We start from the raw sequence: 24850 nt of genomic DNA, 5'->3' as shown, positions 1-24850 counted from the left end.
AACCTCCTCAGGAATCCGCCTCATCGCCCGCAGCTCCGATGCCGTTGCGCCTGCGATATTCGGACGGCGTACAGCCGAATTCTTTCTTGAACAAGGTCCGGAAATACCGGTAATCGACATATCCGACTTCTTCGGAAATTTCATTGATCTTTTTGTCGGTTTTGAGCAATAGGGATTGGGCATGCTGCAGCCGGCTTCGTACCAGGTACCGGACGAAATTCATACCGGTCTGCTGCTTGAATATACGGCTTAACGTAACCGGATGCACCCCAACGACGTCGGCGATGGACTCCAGACTCAAGTTCGGGTCTCTTGACGTATCTACCATATGCAGCGCTTGGTCAAACCAGCTTAACCCGGATTGATGCTCCAGATGCATCAGCGCGCGAACGCCATCCAAAACAAACTTCCGGATCCTGCTTTTCAGCTCGTCCCACGTTTTGTGTTTGGCTACCCATTGTGACCAATAGTGCAGCTTCTCGTCTTCAATCACGATCATATCGCTCTTGCTGAGACCTTCGTCGAGCAGCGCCATCAGATTAACGCATTCTTTCTTGAGCTGATTTAAATCCAAATCAAGCAATGTATTCAGCCAAGCCTCCAGCGCCGTTTCTAAATTCGGGTAATGGCCTTCCTTGGCAAACGATAATATTTTTTGCCGGAGCCCGGCAGCTTGTTTGCCCGCATCCTTCCGGTCCTTTCTCCGGCTCTCCGGCGACGGCTGCGAAGCACCAAAAAACCTGCGGCTTTCCCAGGCTTCGATGGCGTTTTGCACGACCGGCAAAAAGTCGCGCTTGGCTTGAAACCGGTGCTCTCCCGGAACGGAGGAAGCGCTCACGACGATTCCGCCGTAATCGTGATTGACGGAAAAGGCGATCAGGATACGCTCCGGCGATCGTTCCCAGCGCTTTAACAGCTCCCCGGTATCCCCGAGATGAATGTCCTTGGCCTCCCGTTCGTCAAACCATAGGCTCGTGTTCAAGCAGCGCAAATCATGAATAAAGAGATAAAGGCTGGATAAGTGACCCAGGTATAGGTCAAACTCCTTCAGAAACGCCGCTTCCATCTCCTGCTTCACCTTGGTCACGACTTCGCGGAGCTGGTCGCGGTCCGCCGGCTTCAGCAAATAATCCGTAGCCCCCAGCTGAAGCGCCCTCCGGGCATAGTCAAAATCGTCATATCCCGATAAAATAACTACTCGAATGTGCGCTTTCTCTTGTTTCAACGCACGCAAAATGTCCAAACCGTCCATCTCCGGCATCCGAATATCCAAAAAGACGAGATCCGGTTGTACGACAAGAATTTGTTCCAACGCTTGCCGCCCGAACTCTACGTCAAAGATTTGAGCAGCCGGGTAAACCGTTTTCAACTTATGTATGATGCTTAATCGCACTTCCTTCTCATCATCGGCCACGCAGATCTTCATACCGGCTCATCTCCTTGCAAGGAATCACAACATTCACGCAGAATAATAGTATAACGAATCGTTTCAAAGGGGAAGATGACCATGCCGCCGTTTTTCCAGTCCCTTAAACATAAGGTGGACCATCTATCGCTGAAATACAAACTTTTTTTACTGTTAGTGGCGTTATCCGTTATCCCGATTATTCTGGTCAGCTACAGCTCCCAATACTTCATGTTTCGTTCCAGCACCAAATATTCGGCGTCTATCTCTTCCCAGTACGTGGAGTTTGTGTCCAAGGATATTACGAACTATTTGCAGGATCTGAACCAATCGTTCGATACGCTGTTTACGAATTTCCAATTTCAAAAATTTTTGACGACGCCGGATGACGATCTGGCTGCTCAAGCCAACCTCATCATCGACTTTCGGCCGATTCTGAAAAACTCCCTGCAATTTCGCAATGAAATTGTCGGCGTTCTATATCTCGATCAGCTTGGCAAAGTCTACTTCGATTCTTATCAAAAAGCTCTGAACTACAGGTACTCCTTCCGGGACGACCCGATCTACGGCACGGTTTTCAGCACGACCAAGCCGGAGCTTACCCTGCCTCATGCCATGGATTATATTCTTCTCGGCACGCACGAGAACGTCTTTTCTTTTGTCAGACCGATCATCAACCTGAATACGGGGGATATTCGATCCTGGTTCATCGTGGAGCTCAGGGAAGACAAAATCAAAAGCATGCTGACCGATGCCAGCCCCGAACAGGAAGGACAGCTTCTGTTGTATCACGCCGGGAGCAGTACGCCCGTTTCCAACACCCCCATTGATGCAGCCTTGCTTCAAGACTTCCGTAAGGCGCTGGAGAAGGACGCGCGGACAAGCAAAGAATTTCTGTTCACCTCGGACGGTGTGACGTATGAAGCGACCTATGCGAACATTCCCTACGGGGATTGGAAGCTGGTATGGATGGCTCCGTTAAGCGGGATCACCAAAGGCGTCCAGCAATCGTTTGTTCTGACGTTAATCATTGCTTTCGTCAGTCTCGCGATTGCGATCGTGATCGCGTTTCCTGTCATGAATATGGTGCTTTGGCCTTTATACAAGCTCAAGCAAGGGATGCAGAGTTTGGGACGGGGTACGTATGTCCCGATCAAGATGCAGACCGTTAACGACGAGATCGGTTTTTTGGTGCGAAGCTATAACCGCATGCTGGATGAATTGCAGCAGATGGAGCAGGAGGTGTTTCAGTCCAAATTAAAGGAAAAGGAACGGGAACTCCTGCAGCTTCAAGCCCAAATTAACCCTCACTTTCTATTCAATACACTCGAAACGATCGAATCCTACGCAGTCCGAAATCATGGCGACGCGGTCGGCGAGATGGTTCAATCCGTTTCCAAGATGATGAGGTTTTCCGTACGAAACGATGGCGGCTGGGCTCCCTTGAAAGAAGAGATGGCCTATATCCGAAATTTTATGAGAATTCATTACTATCGCAACGGGCTGGACGTCAATGCACATTTCGAGCTGGACCCGGAAGCCTTGGAAATCCCCATTATGAAGCTAAGCATACAGCCCTTTGTCGAAAACGCTATCAAATACGGGTGGAGCCCTTCCATGAACGCGGAAGAGTTCTTATTGACCGTGGAGGCGAAGGTGGAGAAGGAACATCTGCGTATTTCGATCCGCAACACGGGCGCGGGCATACCTGCGGATATCATGTCCAAGCTATCGGAGCTTATGGCCTCCAAAGGGGAACGGATCGATCCTTATTTCCAAAGGCATACGGGCATTTATAATGTTTATCGCCGTTTCCTGCTGGCTTACGGGGACTCGATCCCCTTTCATATCGAATCCACCCCGGGGCTGGGAACACTGGTTGAGATTGCGGTTCCATGCAACACGCCTCGAACCGGAAAATAGAAGTCTTTGTGACAGAACGGCCAAATCATTGAAGCCCGCTTCATATGGATCATATAATAGGGAGAGGTTGCCCGGCGAGGCAATCCTGATAAATTTCGCATAAATGGGTGATACTAACATTGTGGAAACCTGACCGTAGGAGCAAAAAACCTCTCTACCAGCAAATTGCCGATGATATGGAACGAAGAATCCTATACGGCGAATACCCGCCGGGGAGCTTTCTTCCGTCAGAGCGAAAGCTTGCGGAGCAAATAGAAGTAAACAGAAGCACTGTCGTACAGGCGTACGAAGAGCTGCGTGCCAAAGGGATTGTCGAGAGCAGTTCGGGAAGCGGCACCAGGGTGAGCAAGCGGCTGTTGGGGGTAACGCCGAGTTTAACCCCGAATTGGAGAGCGTACGCCCGGGGCGGGACGTTCGCGCCCAACCTGCCTATGATTCGTCGGATCCGGGAAGTTTTGCGGGAGCGGGGATCGATCATCGACTTTGCAAGCGGAGAGCTGTCGCCCGATTTATATCCCAATCAGGCCATCCAGCAGCTGTTAAGAGAAGCTCCGTTCGAGGCGCCTTTAGGTTACGACGACCCTCAAGGCTTTCTCCCGTTGCGGGAAACGCTGGTCTCTTTTCTTGACAAACAATTGAATATTCGTACCACAGAGTCTTCGATTCTGATTACTTCCGGATCGCAGCAGTCCCTTTATTTGATTACACAGTGTTTATTAGCCCCCGGTGACGCTGTCGCGATCGAGGATCCTTCTTACAGCTATTCCCTTCCGATGTTTCAATCCGCGGGACTCCGGCTGTTCCGTTTACCTGTGCATGAGAACGGGATTGATCCTGAGGAAATCGAAAGTCTGTTCCGGCAGCATCGTATCCGCATGATCTTTCTGAATCCGAATTATCAGAACCCGACCGGCAGCATTCTGGCCGCCTCCAAACGTCCGCGATTATTGAAGCTCGCCGCAGAGCTCGGCATTCCTATCGTGGAGGACGACCCGTTCAGCTTGACATCATTCGATAACCGTCCGCCGGCTAATTTGAAATCCATCGATGCGCATGGTTCCGTGCTGTATGTCGGATCTCTTTCCAAAATTGCCGCATCCGGACTTCGAGTCGGTTGGCTGATCGCGCCGCAAACCGTCGTCAAGCGTCTGGCCGATGCAAGACAGCAGATGGACTTCGGACTTAGCGTCGTTCCGCAATGGCTGGCCAATGAGTTTCTAAGATCGGGTCTATTCGACCGTCACATCCGGTTCTTGCGGGATGCGTTATCCCGGAAGCAGCTGCACCTGATGACGGCCCTGAACCGAATGCTAGCCGGCAAGTTTAGCTGTATCCCGGCTCAAGGCGGTTTGAATTCATGGCTGAAACTCAATCAGCCTGTCGATGATTCCAAGCTTCTGGAAGAGTCCTTGAAAAGAGGCGTCGTGTTCATGCCGGGAACGGTATTCGGTTCTGAACCGGGATACGTTCGATTCAGCTTTGCAAGGCCTGCCGATCATGAATTGGAGTCCGGCATTCAGAAATTCGCCCAAGCATTGCATGCGCTGAACGATTAAGGGGAAACCGGCTGGATTGGATGGGTTAAAAGACGACAAAATGGATGGTTACTTGCCGACAAAATGTTGATATATTGTCTACTTGAAGAAGATCATCAGATGAGGTGACCCTAATGCCGCTGATTGCTTACTATATTATTTTTGCTACGATCATGTTGGTTGCTGTAATCTCAACCATTCTCGTCGGCATTTCCAAAAAAAACAAAGAGGGCAACCCCCAATACGATACCAAAACGAAAGGCAACTGGTCCCGACTATCCTGGATCTACATTTTTTTTATCGTCTTAGGTTACGTTGCCTTGATTCTGTATATCGTTAACACAAATTCGTAATAAGGCGCTGCACCTCAGGTACCGCCGTACTCCGCTTCCCAGGCGCGGTCAGCTTCTAACTGCCCCCGGTATACCCAGCCGGATAAGAATACGCTGATTTCGTAAAGCAGCAGCAGCGGAATCGCGACCAGAATGTCGGAAATAAAGTCCGGGGGCGTGACCACGGTTGCCGTGACAATGAGCACAAAGTAGGCGAGTTTGCGGATTTTCCTTATACTTGATGCAGAAGCACCGGAAGGGTCATGATGAAGGCGATCATTTTAAGCTTTTACAATATTGCGGGGAAGCACAACGTTTTTGGGATTCCCGTCCACAAACGCCTGTATATTGTCAACGGCCAAATCCAAAAGACGGCTGCGCGCTTCCTTGGTAGCCCAGGCAATATGAGGCGTGATGATACAATTTTTGGCCTGCAGCAGCGGATTCGGATCCTCAGCGTATAGCCATCCAACACACATATGTTCACGGATTTCCGCTCCATTATCCTATTTCATTTCTATTTGCGGATAAGCTTGCTTACCGCAGCGAAATCTTGGTCTCCGTCCGTTAAAGCCGCCATTTCGTAGAGCTGGTAAGCCAGGGTGGAAATCGGCAATGAGATTCCTTCGCCTTCCTTGATCGCAATACCGACGTCTTTTTTCATTAGATTTAACCGAAATCCCGGATCAAACTGGCCGTCCGCCACGGCTTTCAGTTTGTTGGCAAAAATCCAGGAGCCGCCGGAGCTCTTTCCGACAACCTCGTTCAGCATATTCAAATCCACTTCCAAACTTTCGGCAATTGCAAGCGCTTCCGAAGAAGCAAGCATATGAACAGCTGCCAGCAGTTGATTGATGGCTTTAACCGCTTTTCCCGCACCGTAAGAGCCGACGAGGAAAAAGTTTTTGCCCATCGCTTCCATGACCGGCTTCGCTTCCTCGACATCTTCTTGCTTACCGCCGATCATGAGGGTAAGCGTCCCTTGCTCGGCGCCGGTCGTCCCTCCGCTGACCGGAGCGTCCAGAACGCGAATTCCTTTGTCCATATAGGCTTTTGCAACTTTTTTCATCATTTGGGGAGAGCCGGATGTCATTTCCAGCAGCAAAGCTCCGGGCTTCGCCGATTCAAGAACCGATTCCTCCAGCAAAACGGATTCCATTTCTTTATCTGAAGGCAGTATACTGATGATCATATCGCAAGCTTGAACGGCATCCGCCGCATGCTCATGCACCGTCGCGCCCATACCGGCAAGCTCCTCCACCGGCAGCGGGTTTCTATGCTTGATAATATGCAGCCCGTGTTCAGCCTTAATCAGACGTTTGGCCATCGGCAGCCCCATAGCGCCTAACCCGATAAAAGCGATTTCCATTCGTATCTCCTCCTACAGAACGGTGTGATCGAGTTCCCAACCCAATTGCTCATACAGTTTTCGGCGTTCGAAAATCGTGCTGCACCGTGCCTTAATGATGCATCATGTTCCCATCCATCCCGTCGCGAGCATCTGCCACCCGCAAATCCTTACACAATTCCAAGATCTTCTCTCTGTCGTCCATGTGTAAACATCCCTTCAATTTTAGTGGTTGTAGATTCAGGATATGTAAATGACCATGGGGCCGAGTTACCTGACATTGTCCGCAGCTTCTTGTTTATCGTTTTAGTAAATCGTTTTCCTCACTTTATTCTATATGCTCCGGCGGCATGTGTCAACCAAAAGTCCGTTCATTTCTATCCGGGCTGCGGTCTCCGACTCGCCTCTTGTTAAGCGCTTACATTTTACTCGAAAACATTCGCCCGGACACTAGTTCTCCGCTAAGCCTTAATATTTTGACCCTTTCCGGGGAAGCTCCTTTTTGCGGCCCAAACACGCAGGAAACACCGTTCGGGCCAATTAAAGGATTAATGCGAGCCGCAGGAATGTCTTACAATCAATTCAGGCTCCAATACAACGGTTTTTGGCTTTTTTTGGTTTTGGAAGTTATTTTCTTAATCATATTTTTCGCTGCGATAGCTCCCATTTCATAAGCCGGCTGTTTGATCGTCGTAAGCGGAGGGTTGAGGTGCTTCGCCCAGACCGTTTCATCGTAGCCAATGAGCGCAACATCGTCGGGCACCTTGATATTCAGCTCCTTGAACCCTTCCAATATTTCCAGAGTCATCATGCTGCTTGTGGAAAAAACAGCATCCGCGGCCGATGAGGATTTATAATACTCGATGACCGCTTCCTTCACCCGGCCGACTTCATTCTTCACTTCAATCACTCGATCATGCACGGCGATCCCATGCGCGGACAAGGCTTCCTTAAAGCCTGTAACCCGATCCTGCCATGTACTGACGCCATGCGGCTGATAGACGAAAGTGACGATGTTTCTTTTGCCCAATTGAACAAAATGATCTACAGCCATTCTTGCTCCGTTAATGTTGTTGACGACAACGCTATCTACGACGTCAATACCTTCGATTCTGCGGTTTATAAAAGTAAGAGGATATTTGTTGTTGGCCATTTCCTCAAATAAAGCCTTGTTATTGGCTGTCGGGTTGACGATAATCCCGTCAACCTGCCGCATCCGAAAGCCTTCGATCAATTCCGCTTCTCTATATGAATCTTCATTTGAATTGCATATCATGAGACTGTATCCGGACAAACGACAGGTATCCTCTACCCCTTCCAATACCTTGGACCAGAAAGGGTTGTTCAAATTCGACAATACAATGCCAATGATGTTCGTCCTCATTTGCTTCAATCCCCGGGCCATCGGATTCGGATGATAGTTCAGCTCACGAATGATTTTTTGAACTCTTTCTTTAGTTTCTTCCGTAGTCTGGGAGTAATTGCCGTTCAGTATCCGGGATACAGTCGTTTTGGAAACACCGGCCTGCTTGGCCACATCATCAATAGTGATTCTCAACGTGCACTCCTCATTTCGAGCCAATAGTAAAGAAAACGATTTAGTGTATCGTTTCCTAAACCTAATATATCAGAATTCCGAATAACCAGTCAATTAATCAGTGAATTATATTATATTTGCTATATTATATATATTTTACTTCTTGTTTCTTTCTATTACTCCATAATTCTGGTCAATTTGATGCGCGAAATCATGAAATTCTACCCGCTTCAGCGACGGCAACGGGCAACATCCACCGCAATGACGGCAATCCTTTTACAATTTCCTGTACAAAAGGATGCACACCGACCATATTCATCCCGTTGGACAATACTGTAGTTAACAGGACCCTGTCTTTCCTATCATGATTTCCTTTAGTTAATTATGATAAAGAAGTGCGGGAAGAGAGAAAAATCAGAGCGCTGATGGAAAAAGATACTATCAAATTATTCCCTCAATGTGGAATGAAAGTGTTTACACCCCCGTCGTTCGTATGTCATAATAGAAGGTAAAGAGCATACATTTCAGGCGGTAAAATACTTCAAGGTGGTGTTTTCGTTGGCACAGCAAGTACCCCTGTCTTCCGTTTACAATGCGATTCGTATCTTGCGTGAATTTACTCTAGAAGATGAGGAACTTGGCATAACGGAATTAAGTCAACGGTTAGGACTTGCCAAAAGTACAATTTTCCGTTTGGTTAACACACTGTATGGGAATAACCTTGTGGAGAAAAATATGCACACCCACAAATATCATTTGGGGATCGGTGCATTTGAGCTTGGCTTCGCCGCTTATCATCGCAACGAATTGCGGCTCATCGCGTATCCGCTGTTAAACAAGCTGATGTCGACCGTTCGCGAGGCGGTTCACCTGGCTGTTTACGATCATGGGGAAATCGTGTTCTTGAGTAAAATGGTTCCCGACTATCACCAGGGAACGGTATCGAAAATAGGCAAGCGCATACCCAGCTACTGCAGCGCCTCGGGCAAGGTGCTTCTAGCCAACCAATCCGAGCAGGAGATCGACCGGGTCATTCAACAAGGCCTGTACCGGCACACGCCCAAGACGATTACGGACGGCCAGACGCTCACCGAGCATCTGCGCGACGTACTCAAAAACGGATACGCGATCGGCCTCTCGGAATATAACGAAAGCGTATGCTCCATAGCGGTTCCGGTGTACAACGATACCGGGCAAGTGATCGCAGCCATCAGCCTGGCCATGATCAAATCGTATTTGTATCCGGCGCAAATCCAAAATTATGTCAAAGAATTGAAAACGTACAGCCGGCTTATCACGGAGCGGCTAAGTTAAGTTAACGGGATGGTTCCGCCGTCCCGTTTTTTTATTGTTCCCTATCTCGGACGGGGCAGGAACGTCGATATCTGAATTGAGCCCTTATCGCTCCAGAGTGCCCGAACTACGGGATGTTCATTTCCGCATAACAGAACAGCCGGATTGTTTCCCTCTGCCTGATGACGATAAGATAAGAGTACTACTCTTTAGATACCGAGGTGAAGGCCGTGTCTTCTTCCGCTCCCGTTGTTATCCGGCATCACCGGTCATGAACGGCAAATTCCAGTTTTATCTGATGCTGGCGACGTTTTTCTTGTCGAACTTAGCAGTTAGCGGCACAAGGCCGATTGTGTCCATTCATGCCCACAGTCTGGGAGCTTCCACATTTTTTATCGGGCTGCTCGTTTCCGCCTTCGCCGCATTCCCGCTGATTCTGGCTATCCGCATCGGCAAGTGGACCGATCGCTTCGGCACGAAAGCATTGACGCTATGGGGAGGGACAGGCGTCCTTGCGGCGTTGGCGGTACCTTTGTGGCAGCCTACCCTCGCCGGATTGCTATTTTCGCAAATTTGCATGGGGCTCTCGAACAACTGTATCGTCACAGCGACGCAAAAGCGCGTCTCCATCGTTGGCGGCAACCGGGATAAGGCCGTTACCGGCATGACCACGACTGCGGCGGCGGCTGACTTTGTCTCCCCCTTGACGGGAGGCTTTCTGTATGAGCACGGAGGCATTCGGATCACCTTCCTCGTCCTGCTGGTCATTCAAATCATGATGCTGGCCTTGGTCCGCATGATGGATTCCGAGCCTCGGAGGGACGCGGCATCCACCCGTACGGAAGAAAAGAAAAACACGTTGATTCTCCTGAAGGATCCCCATATCCGCAAGGGCGTGCTGGTCAGCGGAATTGTCGTCTACTCCAAAGACATCTTCACCGCATACTTCCCCGTGCTTGCCGCCGGTTACGGCTTCTCTCCCAGTCAGACAGGCACCGTGCTCGCCTGCGTAGCCGCCGCTTCCGTTGCGGTACGTCTACTGCAATTCAAGCTGGTGGAATGGGTGGACAGGGATAAACTGATGGCGGCGGCGCTGCTCGCCGGTGCAGCGGCCTTCACAGCGACTTCGATGCTTGAGCATCCGTGGCTGCTTAGCGCGACTGCGGTCTTGCTCGGCGCCGGCCTGGGGCTCGTTCAGCCCTTGAGCTGGGTATATTTGATCCAATATACCCCCAAGGGCAGGGAAGGCGAAGTGCTCGGACTGCGAAGCATGCTGAACCGCTCGTGGCAATTGTCCGGCCCGTTGATGCTCGGTGTCGTCGGCCATACGTTCGGCCTGCTGCCGGTGTTTTGGGTGTGCGGACTGACGCTTCTATGCGGGTCCTGGTATTCTCATCCGGTGTCGCTGCTTCCGCTCCGCAGGGCGCCCGGGACCCCGGAACAGGCCGAACCAAACAAAGAGGCATGAGCCCATGCCTCAGGGCGGTTGTTCCTTCGCGTTATGACGATGGTAAATGGATAAAGCCCGCCGCTCCGGACTTGGAGCAGCGGGCTTTATTCGTTTACATCAGTTTGTTATGGCGGGCCGAACGCAGGAGTAACGCCGCCGCCCTTCAAGAAGTTCAGCTTCGGAACGTTACCTGGCTTTACCGGGCGATACCGTGACGAGGAGCGGATTCGGCTCCCCTTCCCCGCCCGCCGTTCTCAGCGCCATGTCTGTCTCCTCTAAAGGATAGTCATGGGAATTCATGATGCTGAGCGGAAATTTCCCCGAAGCGATAAAATCGACGGCCATTTTCACCGATTGGTAGCTGTGGCCTCTCACGCCTATAAGCTTCAGCGTCTTGGTGACGATCATGTCGATGTCGAATTCGGGAACCTTCCTATACTTGTAAGCTCCGAACAAGACCGTACTGCCCCGGCCGGCTATAGCTATGGACGAAGTGATCGGCTCCGTGCCTCCGGATGTGACGTCGATGACGACATCGGCCATTTTACCGCCTGTAATTTCGCGGACGCGGGTTTCCAAATCCTCGGTTTGAATATTAACGATATGATCCGCGCCCAAACGCTTGGATAACTCAAGCCGCTTCATGCTCGTTGTTCGTCCAGTGACGATGACACAATCGGCCCCCGCAGCCTTCGCCGCAAGCGTACAGGCAAGCCCCTGTTGGCCCGGCCCTTGAATGACGACCGTTTTCCCCGGGCCTACGCCGCCTTGCAGCGACATCCACTCGAATCCGTTGGCCAACGGCAGCGTCAACGCCGCCTCCTCCGGAGGAACGTGCGCAGGCATCGGGTGCAGCACCGAGTTCGGGTGCAGGTACATATATTCGCTGAAGCCGCCCCATAGAGAGGGACTCAAGTCTGCCGGGGTGGCGCCGTAACGAATACCCCCCGCCCTCGGGTCCGTCGTTTTGCAGGAACGGTACATGCCTGTGCGGCAAAAGGTACATTGCCCGCATGGAATGTATTCCTCCAGCGCGACCCGGTCCCCTGCCTTCACGCCCCAACGCGCAGCTGCCGTTTCGCCGATCTGTTCAATAAACCCGACGATGTGATGGCCCAGAATACGGGGGGATTGCAATTTTTTGTAGTAGGACACGTCGCTGCCGCATACGCCTACGGTTTCAATGCGGAGCAAGCCGGAATCGTCGGCAAGCGGAGGCAGGCTGAATTCCTGCAGCTCCGTCGTTTGTACGCCCGTAGCGACTGCCGCTAATGATGTTCGTTTCATGAGATCAACCTCATTTCTGCATCTTCATGAGGATCCGGCTGCGGCTCGAAGCCATGCCGATCAAGCCGGCAGCCATCACGCATTCCTTCTTCTAAATGGTATACTGCTCCAGGGCGGATTTCACGAATAGCTCTTCGACCGAAAGCTTGTTCTTGATAAGCCCCTGCTCATAGGAATAGCTGACGAGCGCTTCCAAAGTGGCGCGATTGTTCTGTAATCCGTAAGGCCAGAAATCCTCGCCCATCAGCTTCTTCGTTTGCTCGATTTCCGATACGAGCCAAGGCAGCGTCACCTTCAAGGCTGCGGTTTGATTGAAGCCCTCGTACACTTTATTTTTCGCCTCGACAAAAGCCTGATACAGGTTTTGCGCGACCCACGGATGCCGCTCCAATATTTCGTCGCGAATCGCTATGACGTGCATGATCGGGAAAATGCCTGTTTTCTGGAAATAGGCCTTCTCCACGGAGACGTAGTCTTCAAACAGTCTGTTCACACGCGGCGATCCGTTCAAGAAACAAGACGGGGCGCGGGGTGCAATGAACGCGTCCAGTTCGCCGTTCTCCAGCATCTGGTTCAGCGTCTGCTCCGGACCGATCGGCTGAAGTCTAACGTCGGCCGGCAGCTCCAGCTTGATCTTCTCGACGCGGCCCGGTGTCTCCTGACCGCCGAAGAACCATTCCACCTCGGACGGATGTACGCCGTATTCATGCTGCAGAAATCCCCGGATCCATACACAAGCGGTCAATTGATATTCGGGAATACCGATCCGCATGCCCTTTAAATCCTCCGGGCGGCGAATCCCCGAATCCACGTTCACATAAATGCCCGAATGCCGGAAAAACCGCGACGGGAACACCGGAATCGCTGTAAAATTCGGAAAGCCCCGGTCCCTTGCGATTAAATAGGACGACGCCGACAGCTCGGATACATCGAATTCCTGGTGGCGCATCATACGGAAAAAGGTTTCTTCCACCGGCATTTTGAGAAAGTTCAGTTCAATGCCGTTGGGACGGACGGAACCGTCGATTAACGCCTGGACGCGGTCGTAATCCCAGCAGGCGAAGCTTAAGTTCAGTTTATTCATGTGGAAATCCTCCTTATTGATTTGCGTATAGGTCAGTGTCTTGTAAACGCTCTCGAATCTAGGCGGAGATCGACTCGTTGCCGTCTAGCGATCGTTCCTGCCTGGGCATAAACACAATGAGCAGATTCGCGATGACGATCGTGCCCGCCACGAAATAGAAAGCGGCGAACAAACCGTACTTGTCGGAAATCATGCCGCCAAGCAAAGGGGAGATCGATTGGCCGACCGACTGCATGCCGAACAGGATGCCTACGCTGGTGCCGGCCATATGCTTGGGTGACGATTCCATCAGCCAAGCCTGGATCACGGGACGGACCGCGTACATAAAGAAACCGAGAACCGCGATTAAACCGATGAACAGCGGGGATTTCCCCATAGCCGTCATCAGGATCAGAATGACTGCCGTCATCGCCATGCTGGCCGTCAGTACTTTTTTGCGTCCCCACTTGTCGGACAAATGGCCCGAAATCGGAGCGGCGATAAAGCCTCCCATCTGCAGCAGAAACAAGCCTGCGCCGACCCACAACGGCGGGTAATTCAATTCATGCGCCAAATATAGCGGGAGAAACGTCAGCAGCGCGTTTTGCGTCATCGAGCGAAAGGCCGAGCTGGTTGAAATGAGCGCCAGGCTGCGGTTTCGAAACAATCCCTTCAGCCCGCTCACATATTCCTTAAGCGTCTGCCCTTCCTTCTCTTCTCCGGCCGCTTCCTGATTCTTTCTGGAGCCCGACTGCAAATTCCGCAGCAGGATGACAATGAGCAGCGCCATCGTAATGCCGGGAACGATATTGATGACCACGATCTGCCTCCACGTAAACACGGCCAGCAGAGCGCCTATCGCAAGCGGCGCGAGCGCGTCGCCCACATTGGCCGCCATGCCGTGAACCGAAAGCACGAAGCCCCTCCGTTCCGGGTACCGCTGCGCGAGCGTAGGGATCGCGGTCGGGTGCCAAAGGTTGTTGCCGATGCCGACCAGCGTAACGCAAAGAAGCAGCATCCAATACGTGGTCGTAAAATTCATAAACAAGTAGGGAATGCCGACCCAGAAGAGCGACAATGCCATCAGAAGACCTTTCTTGCCGATCGTATCGACCAGCATGCCTCCCGGCACGTTGGCGATCGTGCTTGCCAAATATTGAAACGTAATGATCATGCCGGTTTCGGTATAGCTGAGCCCCAGTTCTTTCCCAATGATGGGGAGCAGTAAATAAAAGGTGGCCGGATACCAATGGGTTAATCCGTGGCCGATTGTGATCAGCCACATCTCTTTCATGGATCTCGGCGACGATGAGTCAACCGCTTCACGCAAGGCCAACCCCTCCCTAATGTCACCAAACTTGAATAATGTCGGAAGCTCCCACCGCATTCCAGAGATTCATCACGCGGAACCCGTCCCGTTCGGCCTGAGGCCACATCGTATCCACCTCGCGCAAGCCAATGACGACTTTCACGCCTTGTTCCCTCAGATGCTTCGCATAATCAGCCCCGTCTTCGCTGTAGCCGAGCACGGCCACCGTTTTGCCCCGTAGTTCTTTTTGAATCGCCATCATGGCTTCTCCTCTCTTCCGATAACTGAAGTTTGTATCAGGATTGTTCTATGCCTTAACATTACCGCATGAGCTGCATATTTAGATACGGGATGTTCCCGTAGACGGAACAAATGAACGATTTACATCCGCAACCTGGCCTGATAATAATCCCAAACTTTGCGGTACAGGCCGGGCCTCGCCAAATTGCGGACACAGTCCTCGATTTCCTGCTCATTTAACACATAAGGCATGCCCAAAGCTTGAGCCCTGTACTGTCGTTTGGCGTTCTCCTCCAAATAAATGCACAGCGCGAACGTTTCCTCAAGCGTTGAACCGGCGATGACGCTGCCATGGGACTTCAGCAGAACGGCCCGGCTTTCCCCAAGCTCGTGGGCCAAACGACTTCCCAGCTCCGGCGTATTCACGGAATCGATGCAATCAAATACCGGTATTGAACCTAACAGCGCCGCCTGAGGGAACACGGGTCTGATCGGGACCCCGGTCATGCTGAAATAGGTCGACCAATTCGGATGAGCATGAATAACCGCCTGCACGTCGGGTCTTCGTTTATAAATTTCCAGATGAATGTGCATTTCCATCGGAGGAGCATCATGCCCATCCAGCTGTCTGCCGCCGCTATCGATCGTGACGATGTCCCGGGCCGTCAGAGCGTTCCGCGCACACGGGCCCGAATTGATAAGGATGTGATCGGTGCCGGGAATGCGTACGCTGCCATGTCCGTTGTAATCGATAATCTCGGCTCGTTCAAGCATTCGGATACCTAGCGCCAAATTTTGCTTTAACGTTTCAGAATCGGGTGCTACCATAGTCTCTCCTCCAGTATGCGAAATGAAAGGCGCCGAACCTCAAGCGCGCTGAGATTCGGCGTGAAACGGACGAGTTACGGTTTAAAACTTGGCTGTCATGTCCTCAAGCAGCCCTTCCTTCCAATCCACGCCTTTAGGCAAAAACTTGTCGCAGCCTCTGACCATGTTGTACGTGCTTGGATCTACGCCACGCGGTACTTTGCCCGCCTCGATGTCTTTCATCGCCTCGAGCAGCAGCTGGCGCGCCACGATGATCGCGGTGTCGGCGGTGCCCAGCTTTTCCCTGGTGCGGTCGCAGAACGGCAGCTCCATCGTTTCCTGCAGGGCGTAGTCCTGAGTGTTGATTCCGGCGATGCCGGTGAACGTTTTGGTTCTTTGCACCTCGCGGTCAATGAGGAAATCGTTGGAAGGATTGCGTACCAATTTGTAGCCCGGCAGCATATCTGCTTTGCCGCGCCCGAAATCCGTTTCATGCTTCTCCACAAATTCGGGAGTAAACGGAATGTTAACGTCCGACGAATAAATAAAGTTGTACACCCATACGTTGGAGTCGTCGATCGGCACCCAAATATGTCCCGCGATGGACGGGAATTTCTCCATTTGGCCGTCGGTCCAGCGCACCATGGCCCCCCTCATCTGCTGTGCGGGCATAATGAACTGGTAAGCCCTTACATAGTTTCCGTCCTCTTTCAAATCGCGGATGCCGGCATATTTAAAGCCGTAGTCGGTTTTGACCACTTCAAGCTTCGGCGCGGTAGCTCTGGACCGGAGCGCGTTCTTATCGGCAATGTTATTGTTGTGGGCGAACGAGGAGTGGGACGTATCGATGCCTCCCTCAAGCGCCTGAAGCCAGTTACAAGCTTCGAATGTTTTCGAGACGTTGCGGAAATTTTCCGGCGCCCGCATCCATTCGTAATCCGGGTAGCCCGGCTGCAACTCCTTCGGTCCCATGTAGGTCCAAACAATGCCGGCCTTCTCATAGGTAGGATAAGACTTCAATTTGACGCTATGTTTAAAATCACTAGTCGGCGGCTCGTTCGGCGTATCCGTGCATTGACCGTTCGTATCGAACTTCCAGCCGTGGTATACGCAGCGAAGCCCGCATTCCTCATTGCGTCCCCAGAACAGATGCGCCCGGCGGTGAGGACAGTAGGCATCGAGCAGCCCGATCGTACCGTTCGTATCGCGGAATGCGACCAAATCCTCGCCCAACAACCGGACGCGAACCGGCGGACAATCCGGGCCCGGCAGCTCTTCGCTTAAGACGGCAGGAATCCAATAACGCCGGAACAGCTCGTTCATCGGCGTCCCCGGACTCACCCGGCACAGCTTCTCGTTATCTTCTCTTTTTAACATGTCCATCTCTCCCTTGAGTTCATAGATGAGGTTACCCGTTAACTTAAGTATAAATGCTGGCTTTTCCGCCTAAAATCTTGAGTTCTTCTATGATGAACAAGCGCCAAAAAAGTTTGCGTTTTCACATGCCGCTCCCACTAAAAAAAGGCGTCCGTTCAGCACGGACGCCCTTCGCCATTATTTGGCATAAAACCGTTCATCCACTACTTTATCGAGGCTCACATCTTTGGAAAGCGCCCCGGTTGCCTTGACGGTATCGATCGCCCATTTCATGCCTTCGATATTCATCTTGCCCTTGTCCGCGAGGCCCGGCAGCACGAAATCGAGCGATTTCTCCGCTTCGGCCTTGCTCATGCCCAGCTCCGCCATGGCGATCGCCAGCACCTCTTCGCGGTTGGCGCTATCCTTGATATACTTGACGGCCTCGGCCTGACCCGCCATGAAAGCGTAGACGACTTCCGGTTTGTCTTTAATCAGGTCTCCGTTTGCTGCCAGCATGTTGTGATTATAGGTGGTCAGTTCATCCCGCATTAAGGACAATCGGACAAAGCCTAATTCATCGGCCTTCAAATCGGTCGGCTGGCTCAGAATGGTTACAGACGCTTGCCCGGTTTGCAGCGCTTGCAAACGGCCCGCATTTTCACCGGAGTTAATGAGGCGTACGTCCTTATTCGGCTCGAGCCCGTTTTTCTTCAGCCAATACTGGAGTTGAATGTCGGTTCCGTTACCCGGCACGTTGCTGGCCGCCGACTTCCCTTTCAAATCCTCAGGCTTTTTGATGTCTTTAGCCACAAAAATCGAATACATCGACTTGTCGTCCAGCGTGCCGATCAGCTTGACGTTCGCGCCTTCCGCCACTCCGGTAATGATCGACTCCGGCAGCGAAGAGATGATCGGATATTCCCCGGTTTGAAGCCCCCTTAGCGCGAGTACGCCGCCCTTCACATATTCGAGGTTGATCTCCAAATTGTTTTTCTTATAGAATTCTTTCTTCTGAGCCACGTAAATCGGGAGGTAGCTCATGTTCTTCGAAGGCAGCGCCATCTTGATCGTGGTCAGCTGATCCGGCTTCATCTTCACAGCCGCAGGAGCGCCTTGGCCACCGGCATTCCCTTCAGCCGCCGGCACATTGGCCGCCTTACCCCCGCATCCGACAACGGCCAGTAACAGTGAAGTACAGGCAATAAGCTTCAGCGAGTGCTTCGCTGCCCCTTTTAATGAACTTTTCAAATCATTTGGTGTCAGGCTCTTCATTTCTTTCGTTCCCCCTATAATATATTAATGGTTTCGCCATGGGGCGATCCATCGTTCTACATATTTCAACAGCTGCGTCAATAAAACGGACAAGACCATCAATACGCCGACATACCCTAAATATTCGGAAGTCCGGAACAGCTCGGAGGCATGCCGGATGGCGTAGCCGATGCCTTTGTTGGCGGCAAGCATTTCCGCCACAACGACCGCGATCAAGGCGCGACCGATAGCCAGACGAATACCGGTGACGATATAAGATAAGGTCGAAGGAAATATGACCTCGCGAAACATTTGGTACGAGTTGGCCCCATAGGAGCGTGCGGCCTTGATCAGCGACGGATCCGTCGTTTTCACCCCGGCCATCGTATTGATCAGGATCGGGAAGATCGCCATCGTAAACACCATCATAATTTTCGAAAGCGTCTCCAATCCGAACCATAAAACAAACAGCGGCGTCAGCGCCACAACGGGCGTCGTGTAAAGCGCGGTGATGATCGGATCGAATGCATACTCGATTTTACGCCAGTAGCCGAGGATCAACCCGATGGGAATACCGATGAGCGCCATCCCAAATCCGATGCCAACCTCGACGGCGCTGATTGCCAAATGCCCGAACACCGAGCCGTTAGCGATGAACGCCCATGTTTGCTCCAAAATTTTGCTCGGCCAGCTGAACATGAAGGGATCGATGCCTCCCAGCTGCCCGACGATCTCCCAGATCACGAAGATGATGCCAATCGTGACGACCGGATAGGTGACGGACGGGGGCAGCTTTGCCTTTTTCCGAGGGGCAGAGGTCAGGGATGGTTGAATGGTTGCTGTTTTTGCCATGTTATGCTTCTCCTTTCTGGTACTGACGGGTAACTTCGCCTTTGAGATGATTCCATATGATCGATTTATATTCCTGGTACTCCGGCAGAAGCTTCGTTTCGAGCGTCCTTGGGTACGGAATGTCGATGGTCAGGTCATCGATGATCCGACCCGGCCGCACCGACATCAGAAACACGCGGTTGGATAAGAATACGGCCTCGTCAATCGAGTGGGTGATGAAAATAACCGTTTTCTTCTCATGCTGCAGCATCTTGAGCACTTCTTCCTGCATGATCTCCCGGGTTTGCTCGTCGATGGCGGAGAACGGCTCATCCATCAGCAAAATTTTCGGTTCCACCGCGAACGCCCTGGCGATGCCCACCCTCTGCTTCATGCCCCCGGACAGCTGGTGCGGATATTTATGCTCGAAGCCGTCGAGTCCGACCATGCGAATATAGTGCATCACGTGATCTTTCACGTCTTTATTGTTTTTTCCGGCTAAACGCAAGCCGAAGGCCACATTCTGAAATACCGTATGCCAGGGCATCAGCGCGAAATCCTGAAACACCATCGCCTTCTCTCCGCCCGGACTTTCAATCGGCCGACCGTTAATGGATACGCTTCCGGAAACAGGACGAATCAAGCCGTCCAACGTATGCAGCAGGGTCGATTTTCCGCACCCGCTCGGGCCGATGATCGAAATGAATTCCCCTTCCCGGATTGTACCCGACACATCTTTCAGCGCATGAACCTGATTCGGCTGTCCTTGATTATAAATCACATTTATTTCGTTAAAACTCATCAACGGCACTGTGGTGGCGGTCGTCATTGTCATGGATCATTCCCCTTCGTCGATATGGTTAGCCATTTCTTTGAAAACATGAAAGCGTCATCATTAGTATAAACCATGGAGGCGACTTTATTATGCTTTCATCATTAAAAATACTATTTTTGTGCCGGGTAACAAAACTGGCCGTTCTTCTATGCGGCACATGCAAAAAAAATATAATTTGGATCTCGGAACGATTACAAATTGCGAGACACCTAAAGCCGCCGGTCGCCCATATAATACAGGGAATCCAAAATGCATATCAGAACCATTTGCAGGGCGAACAAGGTTTAAAGGAGCGATAAACAAATGAAAAGCATGACGCTCGAGACTGCGAAACATGTGATAAAAGCTGCGGAACAGAAAGCAAAAGAGCTTCGAATTTCGCAAGTGATCGCGATCGTCGATGAAGGCGGCAATTTCACCGCTTGTCACCGGATGGACGATGCCTGGCTGGCCAGTATCGACATCGCGCAAAATAAGGCATGGACCGCCGTTGCGCTGCGAATGCCTACTTCACATCTGGCCCATTTGGCAGCCCCTCATGCGGAACTGTACGGGATCAATACGACTAATCATGGCCGGGTGGTTGTGTTCGGAGGTGGAATTCCGCTTGTAAGAGAAGGAAGGATCGTCGGCGCCGTCGGTGTCAGCGGCAGTACGGTCGCTAATGATGTGGAGGTTGCCAAAGCGGCTGTTCATGCCTTTGAGTCGTATGCATCGCACATGCCTCAGGCACGCAGACTTGACTGGGCCTGGATTCCGTAAGAGTCAGGCTGGAGAGAAGCCATAAAGACGAATGACATTCCGCCTATTGCGTACAAATAGGTAAAAGCCGCTTGAAAATTCAAGTCGGCTTTACCTTTACCCCGTCTGTCTGCGTGAGCAAAACCGTTCGGGATCAGCGATTCGATTCAGATTGAATGAAACGGGATATTTCACGATGATAGCGCATCAAGCACCAGACATACATACCTACGGACCAAGCCTGCAGAAAGCAACCGTTAAGCGGCTCCGGCCTGTTCGCGCGATACAGCTCGGCAGCCATGCCCATTTCATCCAGAATCCGCGATGCGATCATCCGCAGGAAGGCGACGCCTTGCTCCGGGCGTCCCGCGTTAAATTCGGCCAAGGCTACCCAGCCGGTCGTCAAATTCCAGACAGCGCCTTCCTGATAGCTGGACGGATCGTACCCGTTTCCTTCATCAGCCGCACTTCTTGTCCGGACGCCGAACGGCGTCGTCACCTCCGCCGCTTCGAGCTTCTCCAATGACGCCTTCACCCGATCGGGATCGGCTAACGTGGAGAACATCAAGTTGACGGCATAATTGGGGCGCAGCGTAGGGTCGGGCGTGCCGTCTTCCAACAGCCGGTCGTAGTAATACGCTCCGTCTTCGTACCAGAACGCATCCTCGTACTGCTGCTCCACCTGATCCGCCAGGGTGCGCCACTTGAGGGCAAACTCCGTCTCCCCGATCAAATGGGCGACGTCCGAAGCGGAACGGAGCGCATGCCAATACAAACCTTGCACATCGTTGCCGCTCTTTCTCCGGTCGATATGGTCCATCCATTGCGTATCCGGAATCGTGAACGCTTGCGAGGTGGATACGTCGCCGACGATGCCGTGCTCCAGAAATCCGTCCCCGTCACGGTCGCAGCGCAGAGCCCAGTTCACCGATTCAAGCAAGCTTGGAAAATAAGCGCGCGCAAATTCCGTATCCTTCGCGGCTTGAACATATTCGCGGAATAATATCGCCTGCAGCAGGACGCCTTCCGCCGAGCCTCCCCAGGAGGTTTGATGCATGAAGCCCGGTCCGCTGATCACGGTAGGCATATCCCCTGCCATCGCGCCGGGGCGATCCTCTTTCAGCTGCAGGGAGATGAAGTTTAATAAAACCTCTTTAACAAACTCGACATCCCCGATAGCCAAATAAGCGAACGCCGTCCACGCCGAATCCCTGCTCCAGTAGTTCGGGAAACGGGGAAAGCCCGCACAAATGCCGATCCCGATTTCCGGATGATTGAATTTCAACAGCTTCAGGGCAAGCTTGGCAAAATCAAAGGCCCTGTCCAGCTCATCGTCTCCCGTATAAGCCGCGGCGGTTTCCTGCAGGTAGTCCCGATAAGACCCGGCCGTCTGAACGAACAGCTCTCCGGCCTGAGTTAAGCATCGCGTTGCGGTTTCTACGGCTGCCGCTTCATGCTCCGGGTCGCCGGTCAGCACAACCGTTACCGTCAGCGACGAATGGGGCGCGATTTCGCATGGAATCCGGAGCTGAACGCGAGGGTCCGCGCCTTGATATTCGCTGCCGAACGATGCTGTGCAGCCGGCATCGCAGGCAATAACGGCAACATACGGCAGCTGCGGGTTTTCCATGATTAATTTTCCTTCGGTTTGACGAAACTTAAACTGTTTCGCCTTCACGCCGAGCAGTCCGTACGGCACCAGCATCGCTTCCACATCGGCGATGAGCTCGAACGTCTCGGTCCCGTCCCCGTGGTTCGTTAAAGTGAACCGGGTAAGCACCGCCGCGTCCGCGGGCGACATGAACACCTTGCGGTCCACAGTCAACCGGTCGAATCGGCTGAACGCCTCGAGTCTGCCGGGCAGATGGTTCGCGCGCTCCGTGAAGCGGACCAACGGATAAGCTTCCTGCCCCTCCCCTTTACGCAGCTGCCACTTCAAATGACGGATGTACCTCGCCGGAGGACTGTACAAGCCGCCGTTATCCGTGACGAGTCCCCACCAGTTCCAATCGGCCGACAGATCGCCTGCCCAGTTCAAGACCGTAAACGAAGTATCGTTGGATAACGCGAGCGGACGGTCAAACGGACCCGTTTTGGTCAGACAAGGCTCTTGGATATCCGCGACTTGATCCTTAATCGTAAACCGGGAATAAATTTTCCCGAACGCGTACTGCTCGGTCACGATAACGAGCGTATGCTCGCCCGGCGTCAGACCGCCGGGATACAGCACCGACCACTCCGTAGCCGCCCCGACCTCGAACGTGAACGGCTCCGCTTCGGATATCGTTCCCGCATTGCGGCCGTGCTGATCTTGCATAATCCAGACTTTGTCCGGACTCATTTCGTTCCCGTCCAGCAGCAGCTTGAAGTCGATAGCCATGCCGCCAAGGGCGAGCGGAGGATTGTCCAGATTAAATCTGAATCCGATACACACCCCGCCCGAATAATCGTTGCGCAAGCTCCCTTTGACATACGTCATTTCGTAAAAGATGTCTCCGAGCTGCTTGGCTTGAATTTTACGCATTGGAATTCTCCCTTCATTAGCCTTTCACGGCTCCGGCCATCAGGCCTTTGACAAATTGCTTCTGTACGCTGAGGAATAAAATCAGCACCGGAATCAGCGAAAGTACGTTCGCGGCCAAAATCCGCGACCATGGAATCGCGATGCTCTCCTGCGCCAATAGGGCGAGCCGCAGCGGAATCGTGAATTTGTCTTCGGATTGAAGCAGCACGAGAGGCATTGTAAAGGAATTCCAGTTATGCACAAACTCGACAATGATCAAAGTAATGATCGCCGGTTTAATAAGAGGAAGCACGATCTGATAAAACAGGCGGAACTCCCCGCTGCCGTCGATTCTCGCGGCTTCCAGCATTTCCGTAGGCACATCGTCAATGTACTGCTTCGTGAAAAAGATCCCGAACACCGTTACGCTGAAAGGCACGATCAAGCTGATCAGACTGTCGTATATCCCCATCTTCGTAATGATGAAATAGAGCGGCAGCAGCAGCACCGTCGGTGGAACGGTCATGGTGGCGATCAAGGCGATGAACAGCACATTTTTGCCGAAAAATTGCTTCTTGGCAAAAGCGTAGCCGGCCATACTGGTAAATATCACGATGAGTGCGGTCGTGGAAATGGTCACGATCATCGAGTTCATGAACGTCGTGCCGAATTTCAGCGCTTCCCAGATTTCAGGGTAATTGCTCCATTCGAGATGTTCCGGCCAAAATGTCGGAGGAAACCGCGTAATTTCCGAGTCGCTTTTCAAACTGGACACGAACAACCAGTAAAGCGGCAGAAAAAAGATCAGGCCTAAAGCCCAAAGCACGATCGAAGACAGCCAATTTTTTTTCATCGTTTCCCCCTCCTATCCTAACCGTTTGTCGACTATTTTTTTCTGAACGATCGTGATGATGAGCACCAGGAAGAACAAAATATAGGACATCGCTGCGGAAGATCCGATCCTGTAATATTTGAACGCCTCATTATAAATGAGGAACGGTACAGTCGTCGTCGAATCGGCAGGTCCTCCGCCGGTCATGATGTAGATTTCCTGAAACACATTGAGCGAATCGATCAGCAACAGGATGAACACGACTAACGAGATGCGGCCGAGAAGAGGCCATGTGATTAAACGCAGCCGTTGAAAAGGCGTGACCCCGTCAACATCGGCCGCTTCATACAAATCTTTCGGAATATTTTGCAGACCGGCCAAATAAATCAGCATGAAATAGCCGATTTTTTTCCAGCAGGTCATGATGGCAATGACCGGCATGGCCCAAACCGTGCTGGCCAGCCAATTCGGACCCGAGATGCCGAACAAGTTCAACAGCGCATTGATTAAACCGCGGTCCCCGTTAAAGAGAAACATGAAAATCAAGCTGGCGCTGACTACCGATAAAATATAAGGAATAAAGAAAACGGTGCGGACCAGATTGACCCCTTTTAATTTCTGGTTAAGAAGAAGTGCCAGGCACGCCGAGGCGAACATCGTAACCGGAATGAAAATAATGCTGAAATAAACGGTATTTACAAGCGCTTTAATAAACAGCTCATTCTGCAAAACCCTTGCATACTGATCGAATCCGACAAAGGCGCCGGGAATTTCGAAAAGCCCTGAATTTTTCAGCGTAATGGGCTTAATATCCTTAAAGCTGGCGATAAAGGACCAGATGATCGGATAGATCAAAAAAAGTCCGAGAATGATGACCGAAGGCAAAATAAACACATAGCTGGTCCAGTCTCCGATCCTGCTGCGGATTCTTTTTTTCATGTTTTGCCTCCTTAGGCAAGCAGAGCACCT

The 24850-nt window shown here is 51.9% G+C and carries 23 protein-coding genes; 6 read left to right on the top strand and 17 right to left on the bottom strand.

Annotated elements, in window-relative coordinates:
• Positions 1–7: 7 nt before the first annotated feature.
• Complete coding sequence (locus JMF85_RS12650; protein WP_201318318.1) at positions 8–1426, bottom strand: response regulator transcription factor; 1419 nt, start codon at positions 1424–1426, stop codon at positions 8–10.
• Between the two features lie 81 nt (positions 1427–1507).
• Here JMF85_RS12650 and JMF85_RS12645 point away from each other — a divergent pair, with 81 nt between their 5' ends.
• The 3 genes from JMF85_RS12645 to JMF85_RS12635 all read left to right on the top strand — a co-directional run bounded on the left by JMF85_RS12645 (position 1508) and on the right by JMF85_RS12635 (position 5216).
• Positions 1508–3328 (top strand): cache domain-containing sensor histidine kinase, encoded by a 1821-nt coding sequence (locus tag JMF85_RS12645; RefSeq protein ID WP_201318317.1) that lies wholly within the window; start codon positions 1508–1510, stop codon positions 3326–3328.
• Positions 3329–3447: 119 nt separating this feature from the next.
• Complete coding sequence (gene pdxR, locus JMF85_RS12640) at positions 3448–4884, top strand: MocR-like pyridoxine biosynthesis transcription factor PdxR (RefSeq protein ID WP_201318316.1); 1437 nt, start codon at positions 3448–3450, stop codon at positions 4882–4884.
• A gap of 113 nt (positions 4885–4997) precedes the next feature.
• The gene (locus JMF85_RS12635) at positions 4998–5216 is read left to right on the top strand and encodes a hypothetical protein (RefSeq protein WP_127607484.1); all 219 of its coding nucleotides are present in this window, start codon (positions 4998–5000) and stop codon (positions 5214–5216) included.
• 14 nt (positions 5217–5230) lie between these two features.
• Here the strand turns inward: JMF85_RS12635 and JMF85_RS12630 are convergent, their stop codons facing one another.
• The 4 genes from JMF85_RS12630 to JMF85_RS12610 all read right to left on the bottom strand — a co-directional run bounded on the left by JMF85_RS12630 (position 5231) and on the right by JMF85_RS12610 (position 8101).
• Positions 5231–5431, bottom strand: a complete 201-nt coding sequence (locus JMF85_RS12630; protein WP_141334441.1) for a twin-arginine translocase subunit TatC — start codon at positions 5429–5431, stop codon at positions 5231–5233.
• A 281-nt stretch (positions 5432–5712) separates the two neighbouring features.
• A complete protein-coding gene (locus JMF85_RS12620; protein ID WP_201318315.1) occupies positions 5713–6564 on the bottom strand; it encodes an NAD(P)-dependent oxidoreductase in 852 nt (283 codons plus the stop codon).
• A 397-nt stretch (positions 6565–6961) separates the two neighbouring features.
• Positions 6962–7084, bottom strand: coding sequence for a glycerate kinase (locus tag JMF85_RS28050; protein WP_269103333.1), 123 nt, complete (start codon positions 7082–7084; stop codon positions 6962–6964).
• A gap of 36 nt (positions 7085–7120) precedes the next feature.
• Entirely contained in the window at positions 7121–8101 is a 981-nt protein-coding gene (locus tag JMF85_RS12610; RefSeq protein ID WP_201318314.1) for a LacI family DNA-binding transcriptional regulator, read from the bottom strand.
• A 537-nt stretch (positions 8102–8638) separates the two neighbouring features.
• Here JMF85_RS12610 and JMF85_RS12605 point away from each other — a divergent pair.
• Positions 8639–9394 carry an IclR family transcriptional regulator gene (locus JMF85_RS12605; protein WP_127607492.1) on the top strand — a complete coding sequence of 252 codons (756 nt, stop codon included), beginning with the start codon at positions 8639–8641 and terminating at the stop codon, positions 9392–9394.
• Between the two features lie 250 nt (positions 9395–9644).
• Positions 9645–10841: an MFS transporter gene (locus JMF85_RS12600; RefSeq protein WP_127607494.1), complete on the top strand. Its 1197-nt coding sequence runs from the start codon at positions 9645–9647 to the stop codon at positions 10839–10841.
• A 168-nt stretch (positions 10842–11009) separates the two neighbouring features.
• Here JMF85_RS12600 and JMF85_RS12595 read toward each other — a convergent pair whose 3' ends face one another.
• From JMF85_RS12595 to JMF85_RS12555, 9 genes are all read right to left on the bottom strand, one after another.
• Positions 11010–12110, bottom strand: a complete 1101-nt coding sequence (locus JMF85_RS12595; protein ID WP_141334444.1) for a zinc-dependent alcohol dehydrogenase — start codon at positions 12108–12110, stop codon at positions 11010–11012.
• Positions 12111–12201: 91 nt separating this feature from the next.
• Positions 12202–13194, bottom strand: coding sequence for an ABC transporter substrate-binding protein (locus JMF85_RS12590; protein WP_054795698.1), 993 nt, complete (start codon positions 13192–13194; stop codon positions 12202–12204).
• 58 nt (positions 13195–13252) lie between these two features.
• Positions 13253–14503: an MFS transporter gene (locus tag JMF85_RS12585; RefSeq protein WP_196426804.1), complete on the bottom strand. Its 1251-nt coding sequence runs from the start codon at positions 14501–14503 to the stop codon at positions 13253–13255.
• Between the two features lie 19 nt (positions 14504–14522).
• A complete protein-coding gene (locus JMF85_RS12580) occupies positions 14523–14741 on the bottom strand; it encodes a hypothetical protein (RefSeq protein WP_164751796.1) in 219 nt (72 codons plus the stop codon).
• A 122-nt stretch (positions 14742–14863) separates the two neighbouring features.
• Positions 14864–15550 carry a class II aldolase/adducin family protein gene (locus JMF85_RS12575; protein WP_127607502.1) on the bottom strand — a complete coding sequence of 229 codons (687 nt, stop codon included), beginning with the start codon at positions 15548–15550 and terminating at the stop codon, positions 14864–14866.
• Between the two features lie 81 nt (positions 15551–15631).
• Positions 15632–16906 carry a Rieske 2Fe-2S domain-containing protein gene (locus JMF85_RS12570; RefSeq protein ID WP_054795696.1) on the bottom strand — a complete coding sequence of 425 codons (1275 nt, stop codon included), beginning with the start codon at positions 16904–16906 and terminating at the stop codon, positions 15632–15634.
• Positions 16907–17083: 177 nt separating this feature from the next.
• Positions 17084–18160: an ABC transporter substrate-binding protein gene (locus JMF85_RS12565; RefSeq protein WP_201318313.1), complete on the bottom strand. Its 1077-nt coding sequence runs from the start codon at positions 18158–18160 to the stop codon at positions 17084–17086.
• Positions 18161–18184: 24 nt separating this feature from the next.
• Positions 18185–18991: an ABC transporter permease gene (locus JMF85_RS12560; RefSeq protein ID WP_127607508.1), complete on the bottom strand. Its 807-nt coding sequence runs from the start codon at positions 18989–18991 to the stop codon at positions 18185–18187.
• A gap of 1 nt (position 18992) precedes the next feature.
• Positions 18993–19805, bottom strand: a complete 813-nt coding sequence (locus JMF85_RS12555; RefSeq protein WP_230875904.1) for an ABC transporter ATP-binding protein — start codon at positions 19803–19805, stop codon at positions 18993–18995.
• Between the two features lie 303 nt (positions 19806–20108).
• Here JMF85_RS12555 and JMF85_RS12550 point away from each other — a divergent pair, with 303 nt between their 5' ends.
• The gene (locus JMF85_RS12550) at positions 20109–20567 is read left to right on the top strand and encodes a GlcG/HbpS family heme-binding protein (protein WP_054795691.1); all 459 of its coding nucleotides are present in this window, start codon (positions 20109–20111) and stop codon (positions 20565–20567) included.
• A 133-nt stretch (positions 20568–20700) separates the two neighbouring features.
• Here the strand turns inward: JMF85_RS12550 and JMF85_RS12545 are convergent, their stop codons facing one another.
• The 3 genes from JMF85_RS12545 to JMF85_RS12535 are packed head-to-tail and all read right to left on the bottom strand — an operon-like array spanning position 20701 to position 24820.
• On the bottom strand, positions 20701–23070 hold the full coding sequence (locus tag JMF85_RS12545; RefSeq protein ID WP_127607512.1) for an amylo-alpha-1,6-glucosidase: 2370 nt from the start codon (positions 23068–23070) through the stop codon (positions 20701–20703).
• Between the two features lie 16 nt (positions 23071–23086).
• Positions 23087–23902 carry a carbohydrate ABC transporter permease gene (locus tag JMF85_RS12540; RefSeq protein WP_127607514.1) on the bottom strand — a complete coding sequence of 272 codons (816 nt, stop codon included), beginning with the start codon at positions 23900–23902 and terminating at the stop codon, positions 23087–23089.
• 12 nt (positions 23903–23914) lie between these two features.
• Positions 23915–24820, bottom strand: coding sequence for a carbohydrate ABC transporter permease (locus JMF85_RS12535; RefSeq protein WP_127607516.1), 906 nt, complete (start codon positions 24818–24820; stop codon positions 23915–23917).
• Positions 24821–24850: the final 30 nt, after the last annotated feature.

It is taken from the genome of Paenibacillus sp. EPM92, from assembly GCF_016586185.1.
GTDB classification, from domain to species: Bacteria; Bacillota; Bacilli; order Paenibacillales; family NBRC-103111; genus Paenibacillus_G; species Paenibacillus_G validus.
This window is presented reverse-complemented; position numbering and strand designations above follow the sequence as displayed.

Excerpts from the sequence above, each read along its gene's own strand:
- JMF85_RS12650 (WP_201318318.1), bottom strand. The coding sequence starts at position 1,426 with ATGAAGATCTGCGTGGCCGATGATGAGAAGGAAGTGCGATTAAGCATC.
- JMF85_RS12645 (WP_201318317.1), top strand. The coding sequence starts at position 1,508 with ATGCCGCCGTTTTTCCAGTCCCTTAAACATAAGGTGGACCATCTATCG.
- JMF85_RS12635 (WP_127607484.1), top strand. The coding sequence starts at position 4,998 with ATGCCGCTGATTGCTTACTATATTATTTTTGCTACGATCATGTTGGTT.
- JMF85_RS12620 (WP_201318315.1), bottom strand. The coding sequence starts at position 6,564 with ATGGAAATCGCTTTTATCGGGTTAGGCGCTATGGGGCTGCCGATGGCC.
- JMF85_RS12600 (WP_127607494.1), top strand. The coding sequence starts at position 9,645 with ATGAACGGCAAATTCCAGTTTTATCTGATGCTGGCGACGTTTTTCTTG.
- JMF85_RS12595 (WP_141334444.1), bottom strand. The coding sequence starts at position 12,110 with ATGAAACGAACATCATTAGCGGCAGTCGCTACGGGCGTACAAACGACG.
- JMF85_RS12590 (WP_054795698.1), bottom strand. The coding sequence starts at position 13,194 with ATGAATAAACTGAACTTAAGCTTCGCCTGCTGGGATTACGACCGCGTC.
- JMF85_RS12580 (WP_164751796.1), bottom strand. The coding sequence starts at position 14,741 with ATGGCGATTCAAAAAGAACTACGGGGCAAAACGGTGGCCGTGCTCGGC.
- JMF85_RS12575 (WP_127607502.1), bottom strand. The coding sequence starts at position 15,550 with ATGGTAGCACCCGATTCTGAAACGTTAAAGCAAAATTTGGCGCTAGGT.
- JMF85_RS12570 (WP_054795696.1), bottom strand. The coding sequence starts at position 16,906 with ATGTTAAAAAGAGAAGATAACGAGAAGCTGTGCCGGGTGAGTCCGGGG.
- JMF85_RS12565 (WP_201318313.1), bottom strand. The coding sequence starts at position 18,160 with ATGAAGAGCCTGACACCAAATGATTTGAAAAGTTCATTAAAAGGGGCA.
- JMF85_RS12560 (WP_127607508.1), bottom strand. The coding sequence starts at position 18,991 with ATGGCAAAAACAGCAACCATTCAACCATCCCTGACCTCTGCCCCTCGG.
- JMF85_RS12555 (WP_230875904.1), bottom strand. The coding sequence starts at position 19,805 with ATGACAATGACGACCGCCACCACAGTGCCGTTGATGAGTTTTAACGAA.
- JMF85_RS12550 (WP_054795691.1), top strand. The coding sequence starts at position 20,109 with ATGAAAAGCATGACGCTCGAGACTGCGAAACATGTGATAAAAGCTGCG.
- JMF85_RS12545 (WP_127607512.1), bottom strand. The coding sequence starts at position 23,070 with ATGCGTAAAATTCAAGCCAAGCAGCTCGGAGACATCTTTTACGAAATG.
- JMF85_RS12540 (WP_127607514.1), bottom strand. The coding sequence starts at position 23,902 with ATGAAAAAAAATTGGCTGTCTTCGATCGTGCTTTGGGCTTTAGGCCTG.
- JMF85_RS12535 (WP_127607516.1), bottom strand. The coding sequence starts at position 24,820 with ATGAAAAAAAGAATCCGCAGCAGGATCGGAGACTGGACCAGCTATGTG.